Source organism: Klebsiella sp. CN_Kp106, from assembly GCF_040064575.1.
GTDB classification, from domain to species: Bacteria; Pseudomonadota; Gammaproteobacteria; order Enterobacterales; family Enterobacteriaceae; genus Klebsiella; species Klebsiella michiganensis.
The window spans coordinates 92085-113942 of record NZ_JBEAIG010000052.1 but is presented as its reverse complement, the minus strand read 5'-3'; the positions used below and the strand labels follow the sequence as shown (position 1 = coordinate 113942).

Genomic DNA, 21858 nt, shown 5'->3' with positions numbered 1-21858 from the left:
TCTATCAACTTATAATATTCAGCAGTACGAGTATTATTTATTACGTCTGGATGTGAGCAATGAATAATATGTCATTTCTGATTTGGTTTTCGATTTATGCCTGCGCGATGATTACGTTAGGTTGGTATGTATCGCGTAAGCAAAAAACCGGCGAAGATTTTTTACTGGGTGGTCGTTCACTGCCGATGATTCTGACTCTGGGATCAACCGTCGGTACCATGGTGGGCACCGGCTCCAGCGTCGGTGCCGTCGGGTTTGGCTACACTAACGGCTGGGCGGGGATGCTATATGGCCTTGGCGGTGCGATCGGTATCCTGCTGGTGGCGTGGCTATTTGCGCCGGTGCGTAAATTTCGCTTCATGACCATGAGCGAAGAAATGTCTTATTACACCGGCGGCAGTAAGATTATTAAAAACCTGGTCGCTATTCTTATTTTTATTGCCTCTATCGGGTGGCTCGGTGCGCATATTTTAGGTGGCGGTCTGTATCTCGCTTGGGCCAGCGGTATCGATATTAATATGGCCAAAATTATTATTGCGCTGGCCTTTGTGGTGTATGTCGGTATCGGCGGTTACTCTGCGGTCGTCTGGATCGATACTATTCAGTCGATTGTTCTGTTCGTCGGTTTTATCCTGATGGCGATTCTGGCGGTACATCACGTCGGCGGCTGGAGCCATATTCAGCAGACGGTTGATCCGGCGGCACAAAGTTTATTTGCCGTTGATAAGCTGGGCATACTCCCCGCGTTCTCCCTGGCGATGGTGATTGGCGTCGGCGTGCTGGCGACACCTTCTTATCGCCAGCGAATCTATTCGGCGAAGACCGTCTCCTCGGTACGTCAGTCCTTCACCATCACGGGTCTGCTGTATCTCGGCTTCTCCTTCCTGCCGGCGATTATCGGTATGGCGGTGTGGACAATGAATGCCAATCTGGAAAATAGCGGTTTCGCCTTCTTGTTTGCCACGCAGGTGCTGCCACCGGTACTGGCGATGGCGATTCTGATTGCCGGCATGTCGGCCAATATGTCTTCAGGTAGCTCTGATGCCATTGCTGCGGTCTCTATTATGCTTCGCGACCTCTATACCCTGACGACAGGACATATGCCTGCGCCGGAAAAAGCGATTCGCCTGTCCCGGATGTTCCTCGTGCTGGTTATCGCCCTGGCGCTGCTGTTCGCACTGACCTCCAACGACATCATCAGCTATATCACCAAAATGATCTCGATGATCATGTCGGGGATGTTTATCTGTACCATGCTTGGCCGCTTCTGGATTCGCTTTAACTGGCAGGGCGCGGTTGCCGCGCTGGCCGGTGGGGCAGGAGCCTCGGTAGTGGTGCTGATGGACAGCGACTGGCTGGCTTTCTGGGGCAATCCGTGTTTTCCATCGGTCCTGACCAGCCTGGTCGCCTCTGTGCTGGTGACGTTGGTGACGCCGGCCAGCAGCATGAGCCGTGAAGAAGCGCTTGAGACGATCACCCGCGAACGTGAAAGTCGACCCTCTGCGCCGCCGCTACCCATTGGCAAACGCAATACGTCGCGGGGCTAAGCAGATGGGAATCAAAAACTATATTGCCGTCGACTGGGGCTCTACCCAGCTGCGCGGCTGGCTGATTCGCAACGGCCAGTGCGTCGGGACGAAGCAGCTGCCGCTGGGCATCACCCGCCTGAACGGACGATCGCCCGCCGACGTATTCGCGGAGCATGTGGCCCCCTGGCGCGGCGCCGAAATGCTGCCGGTGCTGATGGCCGGGATGATCGGCAGCGATGCGGGCTGGCAAGCGGTGCCGTATGTGGCCTGCCCGGCGGCGATCGACGCGCCGGGGCAGCAGCGATGCGCCGTGGCTGAAGGCGTGTGGATTATTCCCGGGCTCAAGATTGCCCAGGGCGGGGAGTTCAACGTGATGCGCGGCGAAGAGACGCAGCTGCTGGGGGCTATGGAGCTGGCGCCGGCGGAGTGCTACGTGCTGCCGGGCACCCACTGCAAATGGGTACAGGTGACGGACGGCATGGTGCGTCATTTTACCACGGCGATGACCGGCGAACTGCACCATCTGCTGATGACGCAATCGCTTATCGGCAAAGGGCTGCCGGCCCAGCAGGCGGACGAGGCGGCCTTTGAACAGGGGCTGGAAAAAGGGCTGGCGCAGCCGTCGCTGATTAGCGAACTGTTTGTTGCCAGAGCTGCCCGGGTACTCGGGGCGCTGGCGGCAACCTCGGTCAGCGACTATCTCTCCGGGCTGCTGATTGGCGCGGAGGTGGCGACCCTCGGGCAGCGTTACCGTACCTCCGGCGTCACGCTGGTTGGCGACCCGGCGCTGAATGCCCGCTACAGCCGGGCGATGAGGGCGCGCGGAATGACGGTTAACAGTTGCAGCGGCGATGAGGCGCTGCTGGGTGGCATGGCGAGGATAATGCATGGACAAGATTAAACTGGTAGCGATTTTACGCGGTATTCGCCCCGCTGAGGCGGCGGAGCATATTGAGACGCTGATAAAGGCGGGATTTCGCTATATCGAAATTCCGCTTAACTCACCGGACTGGCAGCAGAGCATTCCGCAGATGGCCGCGCGCTTTGGCGAGCAGGCGGTGATTGGCGCGGGAACGGTGCTTAAGGTGGAGCAGGTCGATTTTCTGGCCGATGCCGGGGCGAAGCTTATCGTGACGCCGAATACTCAGCCGGCGACCATCCGCCGGGCGGTGGCGCGCGGAATGCGGGTCTGCGCAGGATGCGCTACCGCGACCGAGGCGTTCAGCGCGCTGGACGCCGGGGCGCAGTGGCTGAAGATTTTCCCGTCTTCCACCTTCGGCCCGGACTATATTCGGGCGCTGAAAGCGGTGCTGCCGCCGGAGGTGCCGGTGCTGGCGGTCGGCGGCGTGACGCCGGAGAATCTGGCGAGCTGGGTCGAGGCGGGATGCGCCGGCGCCGGTCTGGGAAGCGATCTGTATCGCGCCGGGCAGGCCGTGGAGCGTACCCGTCAGCAGGCGGAGAGGTTTATCGCCGCCGCCCGCAGCGGTTAATCGCCCAGCGGCTGCCTGTCGACGCCGCCGCGATGGCTGTCGAGCGCCAGCTTAATCCGGCGCAGCCTGCCCTTTGCCTGGGTTTTGTTGGCCATCGCCAGTTCGGTGGCCAGCACGTCAACCATCGCCAGCATCGCATAGCGTGAAGTGCTGGGCTTGAAGATATAGTCGTTTTCGCGCACCAGCAGCGGCAGCACCAGATCCGCCTGCTCCGCCAGCGGCGTTCCGGCGGGGGTGATGGCAATGACCTTTGCGCCGTACTGCCTGGCAATCGCCGCGCTTTCAATGATTTCCTGGGTATAGCCGCCTAAGGACAGCACGATAACCACATCCTTTGGCGTGACCGCCGAGCTCATCATGCGCACCAGCAGACCGTCGTTCTGGCTGACCACCGGCAGGCCGAGGCGAAACAGACGGTACTGGATCTCCTGGGCGCAGATGGTGGAGCCGCCGCCCATCCCGAGGGCCAGGATCTGCCGCGCGTCGCTCAGCCAGCTCACCGCGCGCTTCAGCGCTTCAATGTCCAGCGCCCGGCGGTTGGTTTCCAGCACGCCGATGATCGACTCGTAGATCCCCTGCACGCCCTCAAGGTCCGGAACATCGAGGATAAATCGCTGCCCGACCGCCAGGGATTGCGCGAGCTTCATCTTCAGTTCGCGGACGTCTTTGCAGCCGAGCGCCCGGGCAAAGCGGGTGACCGAGGCCTGGCTGGTGTGGGTCAGGCGCGCCATCTCCGCGATGGGCAGCTCCGCCGCCGCCGCGACATCATCGAGAATGAACTGCGCGATGCGTTTTTCGGTCGCCGTGAGTTCCACAAAGCGATCGGTAATGCAGGAAATGATATCGATTGACCAGGACATACGGGTATCAACGGGTAAGTTTTGAATGGTACTTTGTACCATATTCCGCCGCTGAAATCAGCGCCGGAGGCTACAGCGCTAAGCGCATGGCGCAGCGCGTTTCCGGCGGCAGGCCGTGTTCCGTTTCCAGCTCCCTTTTCGCCGCCAGCCCTGCCGGTAGCCTTAGCTCGCTTAACATTGAAAACCCCAGGCGCGTGTAAAACGGCGCGTTCCACGGCACATCGCGGAAGGTGGTGAGCGTGACCGCCGGATACGCCGCCTGGCGGGCTGTCTCTATAACCTGCTCCAGCATCATGCGGCCAACGCCTCGTCCCTGCCACGCCTGATGAACGGCGATCTCCACGATAAACAGCGCATCGTCCAGCGGTTCGCTCAGCAGGAAGCCTATCGGTTGGTCATCGGCCACGGCCAGCAGGCTGTGGTCAGTTTCAAGAAACAGCCGGTGGCGCTCGGGGCTTATCACTTCGCTTTCCGCCAGCCAGGCCAGCGCCGGGATCTGGCGAAAAGCCTGGGCCGCCGAGCGCTCAATGGCGGGCAGAAGAGGGATGTCTCTCTCCTCAGTCAGGCGTAACGTCGCGGCGGCGGTTATAGTGTTAGTTTTCATCACCTCAGCATAGCAGCCTCCGGGAGAAATGTATGGAGCTTACCGCCGTTTCCGCCACCCAGTTCAGCGTCGCGCAGCTGACGACGATCCTTTGCGACTGTTTCGAAGATTACCTGGTTCCCGTCACGCTATCGGTAGAGGTTTTTGTCCAGCGTTTTAGCGCCGAAGGGCTGAGCCTGCTGGATTCCTGCGTCTGGCTGGATGGAGATGTCCCCTCGGCGATGGCGGTCGTCGCCCGCCGCGGCGATGAAGCCAGGCTGGCGGCGTTCGCGGTGCGGCCTGCCTATCGCGGAAAGGGCGTTGGCCGCCGGCTGATGACGCCGCTTATCGAAGCGCTGCGCGAGCAGGGCGTACGGCGGATGTGGCTGGAGGTTATCCGCGACAACCACGCCGCAGTGGCGCTGTATCGATCGCTGGGCTTCGAGGTGCGGCACGGGCTGTGCGGCTATCTGAGCGCGCAGGCCGCGAGCGAGGAGTCATCCGTATTGCAGGAGTATGACGTGCTGGCGCTGACGCGCAGGGCCGGCGCCGAGATTAACGGCCAGCTGCCGTGGCTGATGGACCCGCTCACCTTCAGCACCCTGCCGTGCCGGGCGCTGAGCCTACATCAACAGGCTTTCGCCGTGCTGGCGACCTTAACCAGCAGGCCGCAGCTGCAGTTTTTATGGGTCGATCCCGCCGCCCGCGGGCGCGGGCGGGAAATGCTGATGGCGCTCGCCAAACGCTTTCCGGGGCTCGGGACCTCGGTGACCATCCCGGAGCGCTTTACGCCGCTGTTTCACGCCGCCGGCTATACGCCCATGGCATTAAAACAGTATGAAATGAGCGCAACGTTGAGCGCCCCGCCGCCAGCAGGGCGTTGAGATTCAGCCGTTACGCGGGTCGCTAATCGGCTGACGAACCAGGAAAATATAGGCCAGCGCGCCGAGGGCGGTCACGCAGCCGCAGATAATCAGCGCCAGCTGGAATGAGTGGGTGGTATCGACGATAAACCCGGTCACCACCGGCGCGAAGGAGGCGCAGATAAAGCTGGCGAAGTTCTGGATGCTGCCGACGGACGCGGTCATTCTCGAGGCCACCGCGACGTGAATTAAACCCCAGCAGGAAGTACCGGCAAAGTGGATGCAGAACAGCGCCATGCCGATTAACAGCACCGCAGCGATAGAGGTGGTGGCATGCGGCACGATCAGCGTAAACGCGGCGGAGCAGAACATCCCGGCAATAATACAAATTTTACGGCTTTTGATCGGCGCCATGCCGCCTTTAACCAGCCAGTCGGTAACGTAACCGTTGATGAGCATACCGGCGGCGCCGAACAGAAAAGGAATGGCGGCCATAAAACCGGTACTTTTCAGATCGAGGCTATACGCCGTTTGCAGGTAGCCCGGCAGCCAGGCCAGATACAGCCACGCGGTATAGTTGATGCCGCTGAAGCCCAGCATCATTCCCCACATGGTTTTGTTTTTAAACAGGCTGCGCCATTCGGCAAAGCTCAGCGGGTCGCGGCGAACGTTGACGCTTCCGGCGTTAAGGTAGGCCTGCTCGTCGGCGGTGAGAGAGATATCTTCCCGGTTGCGATAGAGCATATACCAGCCGATAGCGACGAAGATCCCCAGCACGCCGATGGTGATAAACATCCCGCGCCAGCCCATCATCAGCATCATGGCGGCAAGGATCGGCGGGCTGATCGCGACGCCAATGGTCGAGGCGGCGTTAAAGAAGCCCATCGGGCGGCCGCGCTCTTTGATATTAAACCAGTCGTTGATCACCTTGACGCCGCAGGGGTTCATCGGCGCTTCGCCGATCCCCATGCCGATACGCACCAGCACGAACTGGGTAAAGCTGTGTACCATCCCCGAGACCGCCTGAAACAGCGACCAGAAAAACATCCCCAGCCCCAGCATGATGCGCGGACCTTTACGGTCCAGCAGCGGCCCGCAGGGGAGCTGGGCGATGCCGTAGGCCAGCGAGAAAACGGACAGCAGCGCCCCGATTTCGGTGGCGCTGAGCCCCAGCTCCTCGCGAATCGTTAAGTTCGCGACGGACAATGAACTTCTGTCGAGGTAATTAATCACCGCCGCCAGAAATAACAGGATCATTGCCGTTGTCTGAATTTTTTTAATGCGAGTACTACGCGTTAACGTATTATCTAACGGAACAGTCATCGTCTCCGCCTTTCCTTTATCAAAGGTTGTCTGCGGGTCGATAGTGATATTTCGTGATTCCACGCCTGACTCCTGGTTATTCTATTTGAACGACAAGTGACATCGAATGGTTTAAACCCCACCCACCTATTTCACAGTAAAGTAAGTCGACTTGTTTTCAGCATAAATAACCTTTTTTCTGGCGCTGGTTTATGTTTTGAGATCTGTGCTGCTGATTATCATTTTCTGTTTTTAATCGGTACTTAATAAGCCAGGGATTCGCTCTGCCTGAGCGAGTTAATCATTGATTGCTTCGCCGAGTTCAGGTGGTTACGCAGCGCCAGGTTGGCGTCCAGATCGCTGCGGCAGATGAGCGCGCTCAGGATAGTCATATGTTCATCAATGGCGATGATATTGCGCTGTTTAAGGTCGCTCTCATCCCACTGATAGTGAAAGTGAAAAATCACGGAAATAATCTCAAGTGATTGATTAAAAAATATATTCTCAGCCGCGGACAGGAGCAGAGAATGAAAGTCGCGATCGAGCTGGGAAAACATACGAAAGCTGTCGCCGATGCTGTCACGCAGGGCGCGATGGCGCTCAAGCAGGGTTTTCGCCTGCAGCCAGCGGGCGTCGTTGTCCGGGAGGTTGAGGAAGTGCTGTAGCGCGTGGGTTTCCAGCATTTCCCGCAGTTCGAACAGCTGCTCGGCCCAGGATTGCTCAAACTTCTTCATATTCCACTGGCCGCGCTTTTCGCTTTCAATCAGGTTGTAGCGGCTGAATTTCAACAAAAACTCCCTGACCACGACCGGGCTGACGCCGGCAGCACGCGCCAGCTGTAGCTCGGAAAATATCTCTCCGGCGCGCAGCTGGCGCTGGTTAATCATGGTGTAAAACGCCTGCTCGAAGAGACGGTTCTGTTCGGCCAGCGAGGCGCTGGAGCCATCGAAGCCGTCCTGCATCTCCGGCTGGCGAAGGATCTGGTAGTCCTGACCGCTCTGGCGCAGCACGCCGCGCTCGCACAGGTGGCTGAGGATATGGCGCACGGTGGTGCGGCTGATGTTGTACATCTCCGCCAGCGCGCTTTGTGAGGGCAGCGGCGACGGAAGAAAGCCGCGCGCCATATCGTTAATGACCTGGTTAATGACGTTGTGACGAAGATTTTGCGAGCGGCTCATTATGCATCTCCATTTTTTTAGCTATTAAAGCCGGATTTAAAACAGTTTTGTGCGTGAGATTTCACAGTTTTTGCAATGAATTTATTCTCACCTCTGTTTTTCATCGATATCTAAACCAACAAATACGGAGGAAATTATTATGACGTCGATGAATACATTAGTGTGTCAGGAACCCAAAATATTGCGCTGGGAAAAACGCCAGATTCCCATTCCCGGCGATGATGAAGTGCTTATTAAAATAAAAACGGTGGGGATTTGTGGTACGGATATTCATGCCTGGGGAGGGAATCAACCTTTTTTTAGCTATCCGCGCGTGCTCGGTCATGAAATATGCGGTGAGATTATCGGTCTGGGTAAAAATATTCTTAATCTGAAAAGCGGACAGCAGGTTGCCGTCATACCCTACGTCGCCTGCGGTCAGTGTCCGGCCTGCCTGAGCGGCCGGACAAACTGCTGCGAGAAAATTTCCGTGATCGGCGTACATCGGGACGGCGGGTTTAGCGAGTACCTCTGCGTGCCGGTAAAAAATCTGCTGGTGGTGGATGACGTCGAGCCGGAAGCCGCGGCGCTGATTGAGCCTTTTGCCATCAGCGCCCACGCGGTGCGTCGCGCCGCTATCCAGCCGGGAGAGCAGGTGCTGGTGGTCGGCGCGGGCCCCATTGGTCTCGGGGCGGCGGCGATCGCCAAAGCCGACGGGGCGCAGGTGGTGGTGGCGGATACCAGCCCGGCGCGGCGCGACCACGTGGCGCAGCACCTTGGTCTGGCCACGCTCGACCCTTCCGACCCGCAGTTCACCGAACGGCTGTGTGCCGCGTTTGGTGGTTCGCTGGCGCAGAAGGTGATCGACGCCACGGGGAATCAGCAGGCGATGAACAATACGGTGAATTTAATCCGCCACGGCGGCAGCATCATCTTTGTTGGCCTGTTTAAAGGTGAGCTGCAGATCCCGGACCCGGAGTTTCATAAGAAAGAGACGACCATGATGGGCAGCCGTAATGCGACGGAAGAGGATTTTGCCAAAGTCGGGCGGCTGATGGCCGAGGGGAAAGTCACCGCCGGGATGATGCTGACCCACCGCTACGATTTCAGGTCGCTGGCTGAGATTTACGAAAACGACGTGATTAACAATCGCCAGCTTATCAAAGGCGTCATTCATTTTTAGCAGGTAAGGCTATGAAATCGTTAAACAGAAAAGATTTTCCCGGGCCGCGGTACCCGACGCGCGTGATTCAGTTCGGCGAAGGCAACTTCCTGCGGGCGTTTATCGACTGGCAGCTGGACCTGCTGAATGAGCAAACCGATCTGGCGGCAGGCGTGACCATCATTCGCCCGATCAACACCGAGTTTCCGCCGTCGCTTAATATCCAGGACGGACTCTACACCACGGCGATCCGCGGGCTGGACGAACGCGGCGAGGCGGTGAGCGAGGCGCGGATTATTCGATCGGTGAATAACGAGATCAACCCGTGGCAGGATTTTGCCGGCTATCTGGCGCTGGCTCGTAATCCGGCGATCGCGTTCGTATTTTCAAATACCACCGAAGCGGGCATCAGCTATCACGCCGGAGACCGGCCTGACGATAAGCCGCCGGTCAGCTTTCCGGCGAAGCTGACCCAGCTGCTGTTCGAACGGTTCCGCCATTTCAACGGCGCAGCGGATAAGGGGTGGACGATTATCCCCTGTGAGCTGATCGACTACAACGGCGAAGCGCTGAAGGCGCTGGTGCTGCGCTATGCCGAAGAGTGGCAATTGCCCGCGGCTTTTCGCGACTGGGTTGAGACCGCCAATACGTTTTGTTCAACGCTGGTTGATCGCATCGTCACCGGCTACCCGCGCGAGGAAGCGGAAAAGCTCGAAGCGGAGCTGGGCTACCATGATGCTTTCCTGGATACCGCCGAATACTTCTGGCTGTTCGTTATCCAGGGGCCGCAGGCGCTGGCGAAGACGCTGCGGCTCGAACGTTACCCGCTCAATATCCGTCTCGTAGAGGATATCCGGCCCTATAAAGAGCGCAAAGTCGCCATTCTTAACGGCGCGCACACCGCGCTGGTGCCGGTGGCGTGGCTGTGCGGCGTCGATACCGTTGGCGAAGCGATGCAGGACGAAGCCATTCGCCATTATGTGCAGCAAACTATCGACGAGGAGATTATTCCGGCGCTGGATTTACCGGCCGATGAGCTGAGGCAGTTTGCCGATGCCGTGACCGGGCGCTTTCTTAATCCCTGGATTCGCCATCAGCTGCTCTCTATCGCCCTGAACGGCATGACCAAATTTCGCACCCGGATCCTGCCGCAGCTGCTGACGCATATCCGCCAGCACGGCGCAATCCCGCCGCGGCTAACGTTCGCCCTGGCGGCGCTCATCGCCTTCTATCGCGGGCAGCGCGACGGGCAGGCGTATCCGCTGCAGGATGATGATGTCTGGCTAAGCCGTTTTGCCGCAGGATGGGCGCAGGTGGCGCAAGGCCGCCCGCTGCATGAACTGGTCACCGAAGTCCTGCAGGATACCGGGCACTGGGGTGAAGATCTGACGGCAATACCGGGTCTTGCCGAACAGGTCACGCGGTATCTGGAAGTCATTTTGAGCGCGGGGATGCGGGAGGCCCTGAGGCGGCTGTAGTCGGTTTGTTGTGCGGCGCCCGCGGATTTGGGCGCCGTTTTTTTTGTGCTCTGAACCGCAAAAAATAAATTAAGCGCCAATGGTTGGTGGATTTCCCGCATCATAAGAGCCTATCCCATTAGGGCTATTTTGCTTGCCATTTTGAACCTGGGCAGTGCTCAGACAAAACTCGCAGAGTTTTGAACGCCCTCAGGGCGGCCTGGAGGGGGAGCGTAGCGAATAATCCTCACGTACTACGTGTACGCTCCGGTTCTTCCGCGCTGGCCGTGTTCAAACTGCCTGCGCCAATAACGCCTACTGGAAGAGGCTCTAAGTACCTATGATGGCATTGATGGGGGATGCGATGCGTAAAACGGAACTGTTGGCTTTTCTGCAAAATCAGACCGATTTTTTTGATCCGGATAACCTGAGCGAGGTCTTCACCGCCGGCTACCTGGCCCGGCGTTTTGCGATGCAAAGAAACACCGCCAGCCACTATCTGAATCAGCTGGTGGCCCAGGATGTGCTGGTGAAGATTAATACCCGTCCGGTCTATTTCCTGCATAAGGCCGCCTTCTGCCAGCAGTTTTTCCCCCTTTCCCGCAGCGAGTACGCCAGCATGGCGGAGCTGCTCGCGGAGAGCGACCGGCAGCCGGAACAGGCGGATCATTTTTCATTGCTTACCGGCCATGACGGTAGCCTGCGCAAGCCTATCGAACAGATGAAAACCGCGCTGTTTTATCCCAACGGCGGGCTGCCGCTGCTGATCGTCGGCGACAGCGGAACCGGCAAAAGCTATATGGCGGAGCTGATGCACGAGTTTGCTATCGCCCAGGGACTGCTGGCGCCCGATGCGCCCTTTGTCTGCTTCAACTGCGCCCAGTACGCCAGCAACCCGGAGCTGCTGGCCGCCAACCTGTTTGGCTACGTCAAAGGCGCGTTTACCGGCGCGCAGGGCGATAAGGCCGGGGCGTTTGAAGCGGCAAACGGCGGCGTGCTGTTTCTCGATGAAGTCCACCGCCTCGATGCGCAGGGCCAGGAGAAGCTCTTCACCTGGCTGGACCGCAAAGAGATCTATCGGGTGGGAGAGACGGCGCAGGGGATGCCGATTTCGCTGCGGCTGGTGTTTGCCACCACCGAAGATATTCACAGCACGTTTCTGACCACCTTTATTCGTCGTATCCCGATCCTCATTAGCCTGCCTGATTTACAAAACCGCAGCCGCGGCGAGAAAGAAGCGTTAACGCTGCAGTTTTTCTGGCAGGAGGCCCGCACGCTGTCCGCCCGGCTGCAGCTGACGCCCCGGCTTTTACAGGTGCTGACGCACTACGTTTATCGCGGCAACGTCGGTGAGCTGAAGAATGTCGTCAAGTACGCCGTCGCGTCGGCGTGGGCCAGGTCTCCGGGCAGCGAGAGGCTAAACGTCACGCTGCACGATCTGCCGGAAAATATCATGGCCGCGACGCCGGCGCTTAGCGAACCGATGGGCCAGCAGGAGCCGCTGCTTATTGAACCGCAGACCAGCCTGGTCTGGCTGCTGCGCGCGCGCGACCCGGTTCAGGGGCTGATCTATGATGCTCAGTGCCGCGTTCTCGCGCTGTATGAGGCGGTGCTGAGTAAAAAAACGGTCTGGGAAGAGGCGCAAAAAAGCATGGGCGAGGAAATGGAAACCCTCTTCGATCGGCTGATTTTCGATAATCATGATGCCAACAGCTCGCATCTGCTGCTGCTGATAACCCATCAGGTGCGGGAGGAGTTTTATCGCCTTGAAAAGCGCTTCAATATTCAGTTTAACGGCAACTGTATCTACGCCCTGAGCCACTACCTGATTCATCGTTCTCGCCAGGCGCAGTCGACGATGAGCAATGAGAAAAGCCGCCAGCTGGAGGATTTCCTGGCGCAGAAATACCCGCTGCTGTATCGCTTTTGTGAAGAGATCCTCGCCGCGCTGGCGCTGAAGCTGGATATTGAACCCCGACGCATTGACCTGCTGCTGCTGGTGCTGTGGTTACAGAAAAATGGCGCCATTAGCCAGCAGCAGGTGATCCGGGCAGTTATCCTCGCCCACGGTTACGCCACCGCCAGCAGCATCGCCAACGTGGCGAACCGGTTGCTGAAAAGCCAGCTGTTTGAGTCATTCGATATGCCGCTCGACGTGACGCCGGAGGCTATCGCCGATCAGGTGATGGCCTGGATTGAGAGCCACGCGCTGGCCTCCGGGCTGATCATCCTGGTCGACATGGGATCGCTGAACGCCATTCACAGCCACTTCAACCGCCGGCTGTCCACGCCGATGGCGATTATTAATAACGTCTCGACCGGGATGGCGATGTACGTCGGGGAGCGGGTTTTGCAGGGCGATATGCTGGAAGATATCGTCCGGGAGATAGGCAATGACCTCGCGGTTGAGCATCAGCTCTATTACCCGCAAACGGACAAACCGCGGGCGATTCTTACAACCTGCGCCACCGGTCTGGGGGCGGCGGCGAATCTGTCGGCGCTGTTAAAAGCCAGCATTCCTGAGACGCTCGGCATCGATATTGTGGCATGCGATGTGGAAACCCTCGCCGATCCCGCGCGGCGGGCGCCGATGCTCAGCCGCTATGAGGTGCTGGCGATCGTCGGCACCCTCGATCCGCATCTCGCCGATCTGCCGTGGATCTCGCTGGATTCGCTGATTTCCGGCGAAGGAAGCCGCCCGCTGATGCGTATCTTCGGCGAACTGGCCTCCGCTGAGCAGGTCAGCGAGATCAATAACCTGATCCTGAAAAATTTCTCGCTGCGCCGGGTGATCGAGTCGGTGACGATCCTCGATACCGGAAAAGTGATCAATCAGGTCGAGCAGTTTTTACTGCGCTATGAGCATCTGGCCGGCTGCGATGTGCCTAACGATCGCAAGGTGGCGCTGTACGTGCATATCAGCTGTCTGATAGAACGCCTGATCCGTAACGCTTCGCCATCCCATTATTCCGGCAAACAGTGTCCGGAGAGCGAGCTGGTTATTCTGCGCGAGGCCTTTAGTGTCATTGAGAACGGATATAGTGTCAAAATCCCCGCCGTTGAGCTGTATTACATTCACGATATCCTGACGCGAGAAACGGAATTTATTCAGGAAGATCAAGAGTTTTAAGACTCGTCATCGGTTCGTCCTTGCGCTAACCGGCACGCCACTGTTTCTGGCACGCCGGTTGCAATTAAGAAAGCAGTGGAATGCGCTTTCGAGGTAAGGATGAAACGACACTATATTTTTGCCAGCCATGGCACCTTTGCTAACGGTTTGCTGAACTCCGTGGAGCTGATCCTCGGTAAGCAGCCGGATATTTATACTCTCTGCGCCTACGTCGAAGAGGAGGCCGATCTGACGCAGCAGGTGGAGACGCTGCTGGCGCGTTTCCCCACCCAGGATGAGCTGATTGTCATTACGGATATTTTCGCCGGTAGCGTCAATAATGAGTTTGTGCGTTTTTTATCGCGCCCTAATTTTCATTTATTGTCCGGTTTAAACCTGCCGCTGATTATTGATTTACTTATTTCCGCAGGCGAAGAAAATACCGAGAAATTAATTTCTGAAGCATTAACAAGCGCCAAAGAGAGCATTCAGTACTGCAATCAGACGATTGCCAGTGCGATGACTATTGATAAAGACTTCTGAAATGAGGGAACACCATGATTACGCTATTAAGGGTTGACCATCGATTACTTCACGGCCAGGTGGCCTTTTCCTGGACCCAGTATGTCGGCGCCGATTGCATTTTAATCGCCAACGATAATGTCCCTGAAGATGAGCTGCGGAAAACCACAATTAAGCTCGCTAAACCGCCTTCGGTAAAACTGGTGATTAAAAATATTAACGACGCTATCGAATCGATAAAAAGCGGCGTGACGGATAAATATCATCTTTTTATCGTCGTGGAATCGGTCAATGACGCCTGGCGTATTGCCAGTGCCGTCGAGGGGATAAAAAGTATTAATCTCGGCGGAATAAAAGCCAAAGAGGGGAGTAAAAATATTTCTAAGGCGATCAATTTACTGCCGGAAGAAATTGAACAACTGCAGCAGCTGGTCGGGAAAGGCGTCGAAGTTGAGATCCGCCAGGTCCCTAACGATCGCAAACAGCTTTTTGCGCAATGCGTTTAACTCCGCGGAGGACAGATTATGGTAGAGGCTCTCTTACTGGGTCTGGTGGCGTTTATCGCGCAATCGGAATATGCCCTGGGGACGTCGCTGATTTCGCGGCCAATCGTCACCGGGCTGCTGACCGGGCTGGTGCTGGGGGATGTCCAGACCGGCGTCATCATGGGCGCGACGCTTGAGCTGGCGTTTATCGGCTCTTTCTCCGTCGGCGCATCGATCCCGCCTGATGTGGTAACCGGCGGTATTCTCGGCGTGGCGTTCGCCATTACCTCCGGCGCGGGAACGGAAACGGCGCTGCTGCTTGGCCTGCCCATCGCCACCCTGACGCTGATCCTGAAAAACGTCTATCTGGGGATGTTTATCCCGATGCTCAGCCAGAAGGCTGACGGCTACGCGGAGCGGGCGGATACGGGCGGCATTGAGCGCATGCATCTGATTGCCGGCTTCGGGCTGTCGCTGATGCTCGCCACGGTGGTGACCATCTCATTCCTGGTCGGCAGCAATGCGGTGAAATCCCTGCTCGATACCATCCCGGAATTTATCAAACACGGGCTCAGCGTCGCTACCGGCATTATTCCGGCACTCGGCTTCGCAATGCTCGCCAGGCTGCTGATTAATAAGAAAGTCGCGCCGTACTTTTTCCTCGGCTTTGTGCTGATGGCCTACCTGAAAATCCCGGTGACCGGCATCGCTATTCTCGGCGCTATCGTGGCGGTGGTGATGGTTAACGTCACCGCGCTGAGCTCACCTCGTACGACGACAGAACAAGGAGTCAGCGATGACGACGAAGATGATTTCTGAAGAAACTCTGCAACCGCAGGCGCAGGAAGAGGCCCGTATCACGCCGCGCGATCTACGCCGGGTATTCTGGCGCTCCTTCCAGATGGAGTTCTCGTGGAACTATGAGCGGCAGATGAATCTCGCCTTTGTTTACGCGCTGATTCCGGTGCTGAAAAAGCTCTATCCGCGCAAAGAGGAGCTGGCCGGAGCGTTGAAACGGCATCTGGTGTTCTTCAATACCACGCCGCATATCGTCACCCTGCTGCTGGGGATCACCACGGCGATGGAGGAGAAGAATAGCCAGCAGAAGAACATGGACGCCAACGCGATTGATAACGTCAAAGCGTCGCTGATGGGGCCGCTGGCCGGGCTGGGGGACTCCTTTTTCTGGGGCACGCTGCGCCTGATCGCTACCGGCATCGGCACCAGCCTGGCGTTAAAGGGCAACATTCTCGGTCCCATTCTGTTTCTGCTGGTGTTCAACGTGCCGCACATCCTGGTGCGCTGGTTCTTTACCCGCTGGGGCTATGTGCTGGGCACCGGGGTACTGCAGCGGATCCAGAAGAGCGGAATGATGGAGAGCCTGACCTACGGCGCGTCGATTATCGGCCTGATGGTGGTCGGGGCGATGACCGCCTCAATGATTGATATCACCATCCCCCTCTCATTCGGCGCCGGAGAGGCGAAAACCCAGGTGCAGGACATTATCAACGACATCCTGCCCTGCATGCTGCCGCTGGTGAGTTTTGGCATCGTTTACTGGCTGCTGGGGCGCAAGGTTAAACCGCTTTCTATTATCGGCGGAATGGCGCTGGTGGGCATTCTGGGGTCGTGGATAGGTTTATTTTAACGGGAGTCGAAAATGGTACCAACGATGATGACCTATATCAGCGAAGAGTCGGCCTGTCTGACGCAGATCCTGCGCGACTACCGGCAAAAGCTGGCGGCGATTGAGACCTTTGCCCGCCAGCACCCGGTGCGCCGCATTCTGCTGTTGGCGACCGGCTCGTCGCTGAACGCCGCCCTGTGCGCGCGCTATTTCTTTGAGCAGCGCTTCGGCGTACTGGTTGAGATTAAAGAGCCGTACAACTTTACGCACTACGAGGCGGTCGATCCGCATACCGATCTGGTGGTGGCGATTTCGCAGAGCGGTAAAAGCGCCTCGACGCTGGCGGCGATGCGTAAGGTACAGGCATTGAGCCTGCCGGTTTTTGCGCTGACCTCCGATCCGCAAAGTCCGATCGCCCGGGCCTGCGATGGGATACTGGATATCAATACCGGTATCGAGAGCGTGGGGTTTGTCACCCGCGGGTTTAGCGCGACGGTGCTGAATTTGCTGCTGATGGCGCTGATGATTGCCCGTGCCCAGGGGAAAGCCAGCGAGGCCGAGGAGCAGCGCTATCTTGCCGAACTGCAGCGGCTGGCGGCGGCGATCCCGGATGTCATTGACCGCACCTCGCGGTTTATCGACAGGCATGACGAAGCGCTGCGGGGCGGCGAGCGCTTTGTCGCCACCGGCTATGGCGCGCTGGTGGGCGTCGCGAAGGAGTTCGAAACCAAATTTACCGAAACGGTACGCGTGCCTTCCAGTGGTTTTGAACTTGAGGCCTATATGCACGGCCCCTATCTGGAAGCCAATGCCCGCCATGTGATGCTGTTTATTGAAGATGCGCCGGATGCGCGGACCCGGGCGCTGCGGGACTATATGGCGCCGTCCATTGCCCGCGCCTTTACGCTGACGCTGAGCGACGAAGAGGATGCGCAGACGCTGGCGCTAAGCTGCCCGTGTGAACATCACCTGGCGCCGCTGCTGCTGATTGTTCCCGTCCAGATGCTGGCCTGGCATACCGCCGGCCTGAAAGGCATCGATCTGGCTAAACGTATTTTTGACGATTTTGATCGCGTCTTAAAAAGTAAAATCTGATTATTCAGGAGAAAACTATGTTGGGTTTTAATCAGGACGAGTATCTGACCAGTGCTCGCGAGATCATCGCTGCGCGCAAACAGGCGGAAACCGTTGCCGATGATATTTATCACAGCGGCTGTAGCGCCTTATTTTTCGCCTCGGTGGGCGGTTCTTTGGCGCCGATGATGGCAATAAATGAGTTTGCAAAAGAATTAACCAGCGTGCCGGTTTACCTTGAGCAGGCGGCGGAATTAATTCATCGCGGACATAAAAAATTAAATAAAGATGCGGTGGTGGTGACGCTATCCAAGTCCGGCGATACCAAAGAGTCAGTAGCCATTGCCGAATGGTGCAAAGCGCAGGGGATTCGCGTGGTGGCCATTACCCGTAATGCCGATTCGCCATTAGCCGAGGCGGCGAGCTGGCATATTCCGATGTGCCACAAGAACGGCGTGGAATATGAATATATGCTGCTCTACTGGTTATTCTTCCGCGTCATTTATCGTCACGGTGATTTCGCGAATTACGATCGTTTTGCACGCCAGCTGGAATTGCTGCCGGAGAATCTCCTGCAGGCCAAACGCCAGTTCGATCCGCAGGCGGATAAAATCGCCGCTCAGTATCACGGCTGCGACTATATGATGTGGATCGGCGGGGCGGAAATGTGGGGTGAGGTCTATCTGTTCTCAATGTGTATTCTCGAAGAGATGCAGTGGAAGCGGACCAAATCGGTGAGTTCAGCCGAGTTTTTCCACGGCACCCTGGAGCTGCTGGAAAAAGAGGTCCCGCTGTTCCTGGTCAAAGGCGAGGGTAAATGCCGGGCGCTGGATGAGCGCGTTGAGCGCTTCGCTGAGAAGATCACCGACCATCTGGTGGTGATTGACCCGCGCGACTATCCGCTGAACGGCATTGATGAGGCTTTCCGCTGGATTATGGCGCCGTGCGTGGTTTCCACCCTGCTGGTGGACAGGCTGGCGGCCCATTTTGAACACCATACCGGGCACGACCTTAATATCCGCCGTTACTATCGTCAGTTTGATTACTAAGCTTTGCTGATGGCGGCCAGCCGGGCTGGCCGCTGCGCGATTCTCCGAGGCGCTTCCCATAAAATCATCGCCAAAACCAACGAAGTAAAAACCGATGGTAGAGTCCGGCTTTCCTTCTCTTTCAGGCAAGCGGACGGCCATGAAAAAACGGATGACCTCAACGCCGCACGATGCGGTCTTTAAGCGATTTCTTCGCCACCCGGAGACGGCGAATGATTTTCTCACGCTGCACCTGCCGGAAGCGATCCGCCAGCGGTGTGATTTTTCTACCCTACGGCTGGAGCCGGCGAGCTTTATTGATGAAGATCTGCGCGCCTGGTATTCGGACGTACTGTGGTCGGTACAAACCCCCTGCGGCCTGGGATATGTGTATGTGGTGATAGAGCACCAGAGTTCGCCGGATAACCATATGGCTTTTCGCCTGATGCGCTATGCGATTGCCGCGATGCAGCGGCACCTCGACGCCGGGCACAAAACGCTGCCGCTGGTAGTGCCGATGCTTTTTTATCACGGCGCGACCAGTCCTTATCCCTTTTCCCTGAACTGGCTGGACGAATTTGCCGACCCGCAGATGGCGAGGACGCTGTACGCCTGCCCGTTTCCGCTGGTTGACGTAACGGTGATGCCGGACGATGAAATCGTTCAGCACCGGCGGGTCGCTCTGCTGGAGCTGATGCAAAAGCATATTCGTCAGCGCGATCTCAGCGGGATTACGGAGTCGTTGGCGACCCTTGTGATGCTGGGATACACTAACCGCAGGCAGTTAAGAGTGCTGTTTCATTATATGCTGCAGTACGGCAATAGCGCCGATCCGAGCGTGTTTCTCCGCCGGTTGGCCCGCCGTCTGCCACACTATGAGGAGAGGTTGATGTCTATCGCTCAAAAGCTCAAGCAGGAAGGTCGGCAAGAGGGCAGGCAAGAAGGTCGCCAGGAGGGGAGGCAGGAAGGGATACAGGAAGGCCTGCAGGAAGGGAGCCGGCGGGAAGCGCTGCGCATTGCCGGCAGTATGCTGCAGAACGGTTTAGATACCGAGACGGTACAGCGGATTACCGGACTGTCGGCGGATGAGCTAAAGCCGCTGCATGGCTAATTTCTACCCATCGTCACCACGGCCCGGCGCAAAAAGCCGCCGGGCACGATGGCTTATCCTTCGCTTTTCACCACTTTGATTTCAACCATGCCGATGCCCAGCTGACGCGGAGAGTGGCCGAGAATATTGCCCTCGTTCGTGGACTGCGGGTCCGGCGGCGCAATCGTCAACGTACTGCTGCGCGACGGATTATCGAAATGCAGGGTGGTGGTGGTGACATCATTGGCCAGCGTTAGCGTTTGTTCGCTGTTGCCCACCCGTACCGGAATCGGCTTATTGGCATTCGGCCCGTAGGCTTTGGCGGTAATCACCAGATCGAATTTCTCCGGCAGCGGCTCTTTATATTCAATTTTCACTTCACTGCCGAGCTGGGCATTAGACCAGCGCCCCCAGGTTTCCGGTCGGGAGATGCCGCTGAACTGCTTCACCTCTTCCGGCGCGCCGGCGACGTTAAACAGGAAGCTGTCGGCTTTATAGCGAATATCGTTATCGACGATCTTCAGCGTATCGACGTTGCCTTTATAACGCTCCATGTCGATAAGGGTATCTTTGAACGCGGTTTTACCTTGCCACTGGGCTTTGTCGACGCGCTGGACTTTCTGTTCGCCCCCCAGTTGGCCCTGCGAGACGCACCAGTCGGTAGAGAGCGCCACTTCCGGCGACCACAGCTGACCCATCTTGTAGCAGCGGTCGACCCAGACGAAGTTATCGCGCGGCGCGAAATCGGCCAGCTGGAAGCGCAGCGGCGCGGAGTATTCGCTTTCCGGCAGCGGCTCAACGCGCTTATCGGAGATACGCAGCAGCAGCGGCAGGCGGAAATGGCTGCCGGAGAAGGAGATCATATTCTTCTGTGAATCCACGGTGAAATTCTTCATCTCTTTGGGGAAATTCCACAGGCGGATGATATCCGGCTTCCACGCCAGCACCTTTTCTTTCATATTGAGGAACACGGCGGAGAGCGACTCGCCGGAAAGGCTGCTGCGGCCAAGGCCAATAAAGTTATCGCCGCCGAGGATATCGAGCACCGTCGCGCCGTTATCCATGGTATTACGCTTGATGGCCAGCGTATCCTGCCGGGGCTCATCGCCGCGGAGAACGAAAAACAGGTTGCTGCGATCCTGCTTATTCAGATAGTCCCAGGCGCTGTTTTTCATCGCCAGGTGATCGGATGACACCACGATGACCGTATTTTTGAACCACGGCGAAGCTTTAATCTTCTCGATTAACGCCGCGATATGCTCCTGACTACAGGAGACGGCGCTGAACGAAAGATTCTTTTTACCGTCCATATCGTAGCTTTTACGCTGGCAGGTGCGGGAGATAAAGCCATCCGGATGATGGGTATCGACCGTCAGCGCAAACAGCGAAAAGCGTTTTCCTGACTGCGAAAGCGCTTCGAATTTTTTCCAGGTTTCATCAAGAACCGTATCATCGTAGAACCCCCAGTCGTTACGATAGGTCGGATCGGCGACCGTGGTTTTTAGCTCTTCCGCGCCGTACAGATGATCGAAGCCGTGAGATTTAAGGAAAACGTCTTTTCCGGCGAAGCGCAGATTAGCGCCCTGCACAAAGTAGTTCTCATAACCCGAGTTTTTCAGGATATCTCCAAGGCAGATATTCTGCGGGAAAAAGCTGGAAACCGAGGCCGAGGCGTTGCCTTCAAACGGCGCAAACAGCGGGATCCCGCACTGGGAGGCGACCATTCCGGCAATCGTGTAGTCGGTACCGGGGAGCTGGGCGGTGTTGCTAAAGTCCAGCCCCTCGCTTTTCAGTTTGCCGAGCTCTGGGGCCAGGTTCGGGAACGCATCGTTATCAAAATAAGTGCGCTCAAGGCTTTCGCCGTAAATGTACACCAGGTTCAGTTTCGGGTTGGCGATGCTTTTTGACGGCTCTTTGTAGTAAGCCGCAAAGTCAGGATCGCCATCGCGGGACTGGGATTTAACCAACTCGCTAATCTGGCGGAAGGCGGGGCTGGCATCCACTGACGCCAGCGCCAGAACCAGCGCCACCAGGCTGTAACCAAAGTGATGAGGATGATGCCGGCGACGGCGGAGCACCCAGCCGAGTGCGCCAAATACCGCGACCAGCGCGACGACCAGCCCCACGCCCGGCAGAATATATTTGCCCACGCCGGCGCCCGTCAGGCTGTTGGTCAACGTATAAAGTACCGCGTCATTGATACCGTCGCCGGTGAAGTAATTGCTGGCGTAGAGGGTAATATTCAGAACAACGAACAGGCCCAGCACCGTGAGGGTGGCGGCGAACCACCAGGTATTACGACCGGCTTTTAATGCGTAAATCATCACCGAAGCAAGAAACAGGGCGATGGATAACAACTCTGACACAGCTCATCCTCATTCACGCCAGCTGTCGGCTGGCCAGATAGATCTTTTTTCACGCTACACTGTAATTGCAGCGCAATATTGCCGCAATTGTATCGTCATGAATTTGTGCTGTGGTTCAGAATTGGTTTAGAAATCGCCGTTTTTGAACTGCCTC

Annotated in this window: 19 protein-coding genes; 14 read left to right on the top strand and 5 right to left on the bottom strand. The window is 57.3% G+C overall.

Annotation, left to right across the window (positions count from 1 at the left end; translation table 11 throughout):
- Positions 1–59 precede the first annotated feature (59 nt).
- Genes ABLU96_RS17755 through ABLU96_RS17745 form a run of 3 tightly spaced genes read left to right on the top strand, consistent with a single transcriptional unit; the run spans position 60 to position 3019 of the window.
- Positions 60–1547, top strand: a complete 1488-nt coding sequence (locus tag ABLU96_RS17755; protein ID WP_348862674.1) for a sodium:solute symporter family protein — start codon at positions 60–62, stop codon at positions 1545–1547.
- Between the two features lie 10 nt (positions 1548–1557).
- Complete coding sequence (locus ABLU96_RS17750; RefSeq protein ID WP_064406263.1) at positions 1558–2430, top strand: 2-dehydro-3-deoxygalactonokinase; 873 nt, start codon at positions 1558–1560, stop codon at positions 2428–2430.
- A complete protein-coding gene (locus ABLU96_RS17745; protein ID WP_032747798.1) occupies positions 2417–3019 on the top strand; it encodes a 2-dehydro-3-deoxy-6-phosphogalactonate aldolase in 603 nt (200 codons plus the stop codon). Before ABLU96_RS17750 ends, ABLU96_RS17745 begins: the two co-directional genes overlap by 14 nt.
- Here the strand turns inward: ABLU96_RS17745 and ABLU96_RS17740 are convergent.
- Positions 3016–3879, bottom strand: coding sequence for a MurR/RpiR family transcriptional regulator (locus ABLU96_RS17740; protein WP_014227796.1), 864 nt, complete (start codon positions 3877–3879; stop codon positions 3016–3018). The genes ABLU96_RS17745 and ABLU96_RS17740 overlap by 4 nt on opposite strands.
- Positions 3880–3949: 70 nt before the next feature.
- Positions 3950–4483 carry a GNAT family N-acetyltransferase gene (locus ABLU96_RS17735; RefSeq protein WP_029946908.1) on the bottom strand — a complete coding sequence of 178 codons (534 nt, stop codon included), beginning with the start codon at positions 4481–4483 and terminating at the stop codon, positions 3950–3952.
- Between the two features lie 32 nt (positions 4484–4515).
- Between ABLU96_RS17735 and ABLU96_RS17730 the strand changes: the two genes are divergently transcribed.
- Entirely contained in the window at positions 4516–5346 is an 831-nt protein-coding gene (locus ABLU96_RS17730; protein WP_348862672.1) for a GNAT family N-acetyltransferase, read from the top strand.
- A 3-nt stretch (positions 5347–5349) separates the two neighbouring features.
- On the opposite strand, the gene ABLU96_RS17725 is transcribed toward ABLU96_RS17730, so the two are convergent.
- Both ABLU96_RS17725 and ABLU96_RS17720 read right to left on the bottom strand, forming a co-directional pair.
- The gene (locus tag ABLU96_RS17725; RefSeq protein WP_064406243.1) at positions 5350–6711 is read right to left on the bottom strand and encodes an MFS transporter; all 1362 of its coding nucleotides are present in this window, start codon (positions 6709–6711) and stop codon (positions 5350–5352) included.
- A gap of 179 nt (positions 6712–6890) precedes the next feature.
- Positions 6891–7805: a GntR family transcriptional regulator gene (locus ABLU96_RS17720; RefSeq protein WP_025106886.1), complete on the bottom strand. Its 915-nt coding sequence runs from the start codon at positions 7803–7805 to the stop codon at positions 6891–6893.
- 139 nt (positions 7806–7944) lie between these two features.
- On the opposite strand from ABLU96_RS17720, the gene ABLU96_RS17715 reads away from it, so the two are divergent.
- The 10 genes from ABLU96_RS17715 (at position 7945) to ABLU96_RS17670 (ending at position 19359) form a co-directional block, all read left to right on the top strand.
- Positions 7945–8967 (top strand): zinc-binding alcohol dehydrogenase family protein, encoded by a 1023-nt coding sequence (locus tag ABLU96_RS17715; protein WP_025106885.1) that lies wholly within the window; start codon positions 7945–7947, stop codon positions 8965–8967.
- Between the two features lie 11 nt (positions 8968–8978).
- Positions 8979–10424 carry a tagaturonate reductase gene (locus ABLU96_RS17710; protein ID WP_064406240.1) on the top strand — a complete coding sequence of 482 codons (1446 nt, stop codon included), beginning with the start codon at positions 8979–8981 and terminating at the stop codon, positions 10422–10424.
- Between the two features lie 343 nt (positions 10425–10767).
- Entirely contained in the window at positions 10768–13533 is a 2766-nt protein-coding gene (locus ABLU96_RS17705) for a sigma-54-dependent transcriptional regulator (RefSeq protein WP_049083206.1), read from the top strand.
- A 99-nt stretch (positions 13534–13632) separates the two neighbouring features.
- Positions 13633–14055, top strand: a complete 423-nt coding sequence (locus ABLU96_RS17700) for a PTS sugar transporter subunit IIA (RefSeq protein ID WP_025106882.1) — start codon at positions 13633–13635, stop codon at positions 14053–14055.
- A gap of 14 nt (positions 14056–14069) precedes the next feature.
- Complete coding sequence (locus ABLU96_RS17695; RefSeq protein WP_025106881.1) at positions 14070–14540, top strand: PTS sugar transporter subunit IIB; 471 nt, start codon at positions 14070–14072, stop codon at positions 14538–14540.
- 18 nt (positions 14541–14558) lie between these two features.
- The gene (locus tag ABLU96_RS17690) at positions 14559–15338 is read left to right on the top strand and encodes a PTS mannose/fructose/sorbose/N-acetylgalactosamine transporter subunit IIC (protein WP_025106880.1); all 780 of its coding nucleotides are present in this window, start codon (positions 14559–14561) and stop codon (positions 15336–15338) included.
- Positions 15316–16167, top strand: coding sequence for a PTS system mannose/fructose/sorbose family transporter subunit IID (locus ABLU96_RS17685; protein WP_014227807.1), 852 nt, complete (start codon positions 15316–15318; stop codon positions 16165–16167). Before ABLU96_RS17690 ends, ABLU96_RS17685 begins: the two co-directional genes overlap by 23 nt.
- A gap of 12 nt (positions 16168–16179) precedes the next feature.
- Complete coding sequence (locus ABLU96_RS17680) at positions 16180–17241, top strand: SIS domain-containing protein (protein WP_064406239.1); 1062 nt, start codon at positions 16180–16182, stop codon at positions 17239–17241.
- A 17-nt stretch (positions 17242–17258) separates the two neighbouring features.
- On the top strand, positions 17259–18269 hold the full coding sequence (locus ABLU96_RS17675; RefSeq protein ID WP_047724575.1) for an SIS domain-containing protein: 1011 nt from the start codon (positions 17259–17261) through the stop codon (positions 18267–18269).
- A gap of 139 nt (positions 18270–18408) precedes the next feature.
- Positions 18409–19359 (top strand): Rpn family recombination-promoting nuclease/putative transposase, encoded by a 951-nt coding sequence (locus ABLU96_RS17670; protein WP_025106877.1) that lies wholly within the window; start codon positions 18409–18411, stop codon positions 19357–19359.
- A 53-nt stretch (positions 19360–19412) separates the two neighbouring features.
- On the opposite strand, the gene opgB is transcribed toward ABLU96_RS17670, so the two are convergent.
- The gene (gene opgB / locus ABLU96_RS17665; protein WP_064406237.1) at positions 19413–21704 is read right to left on the bottom strand and encodes a phosphatidylglycerol--membrane-oligosaccharide glycerophosphotransferase; all 2292 of its coding nucleotides are present in this window, start codon (positions 21702–21704) and stop codon (positions 19413–19415) included.
- Positions 21705–21858 lie beyond the last annotated feature (154 nt).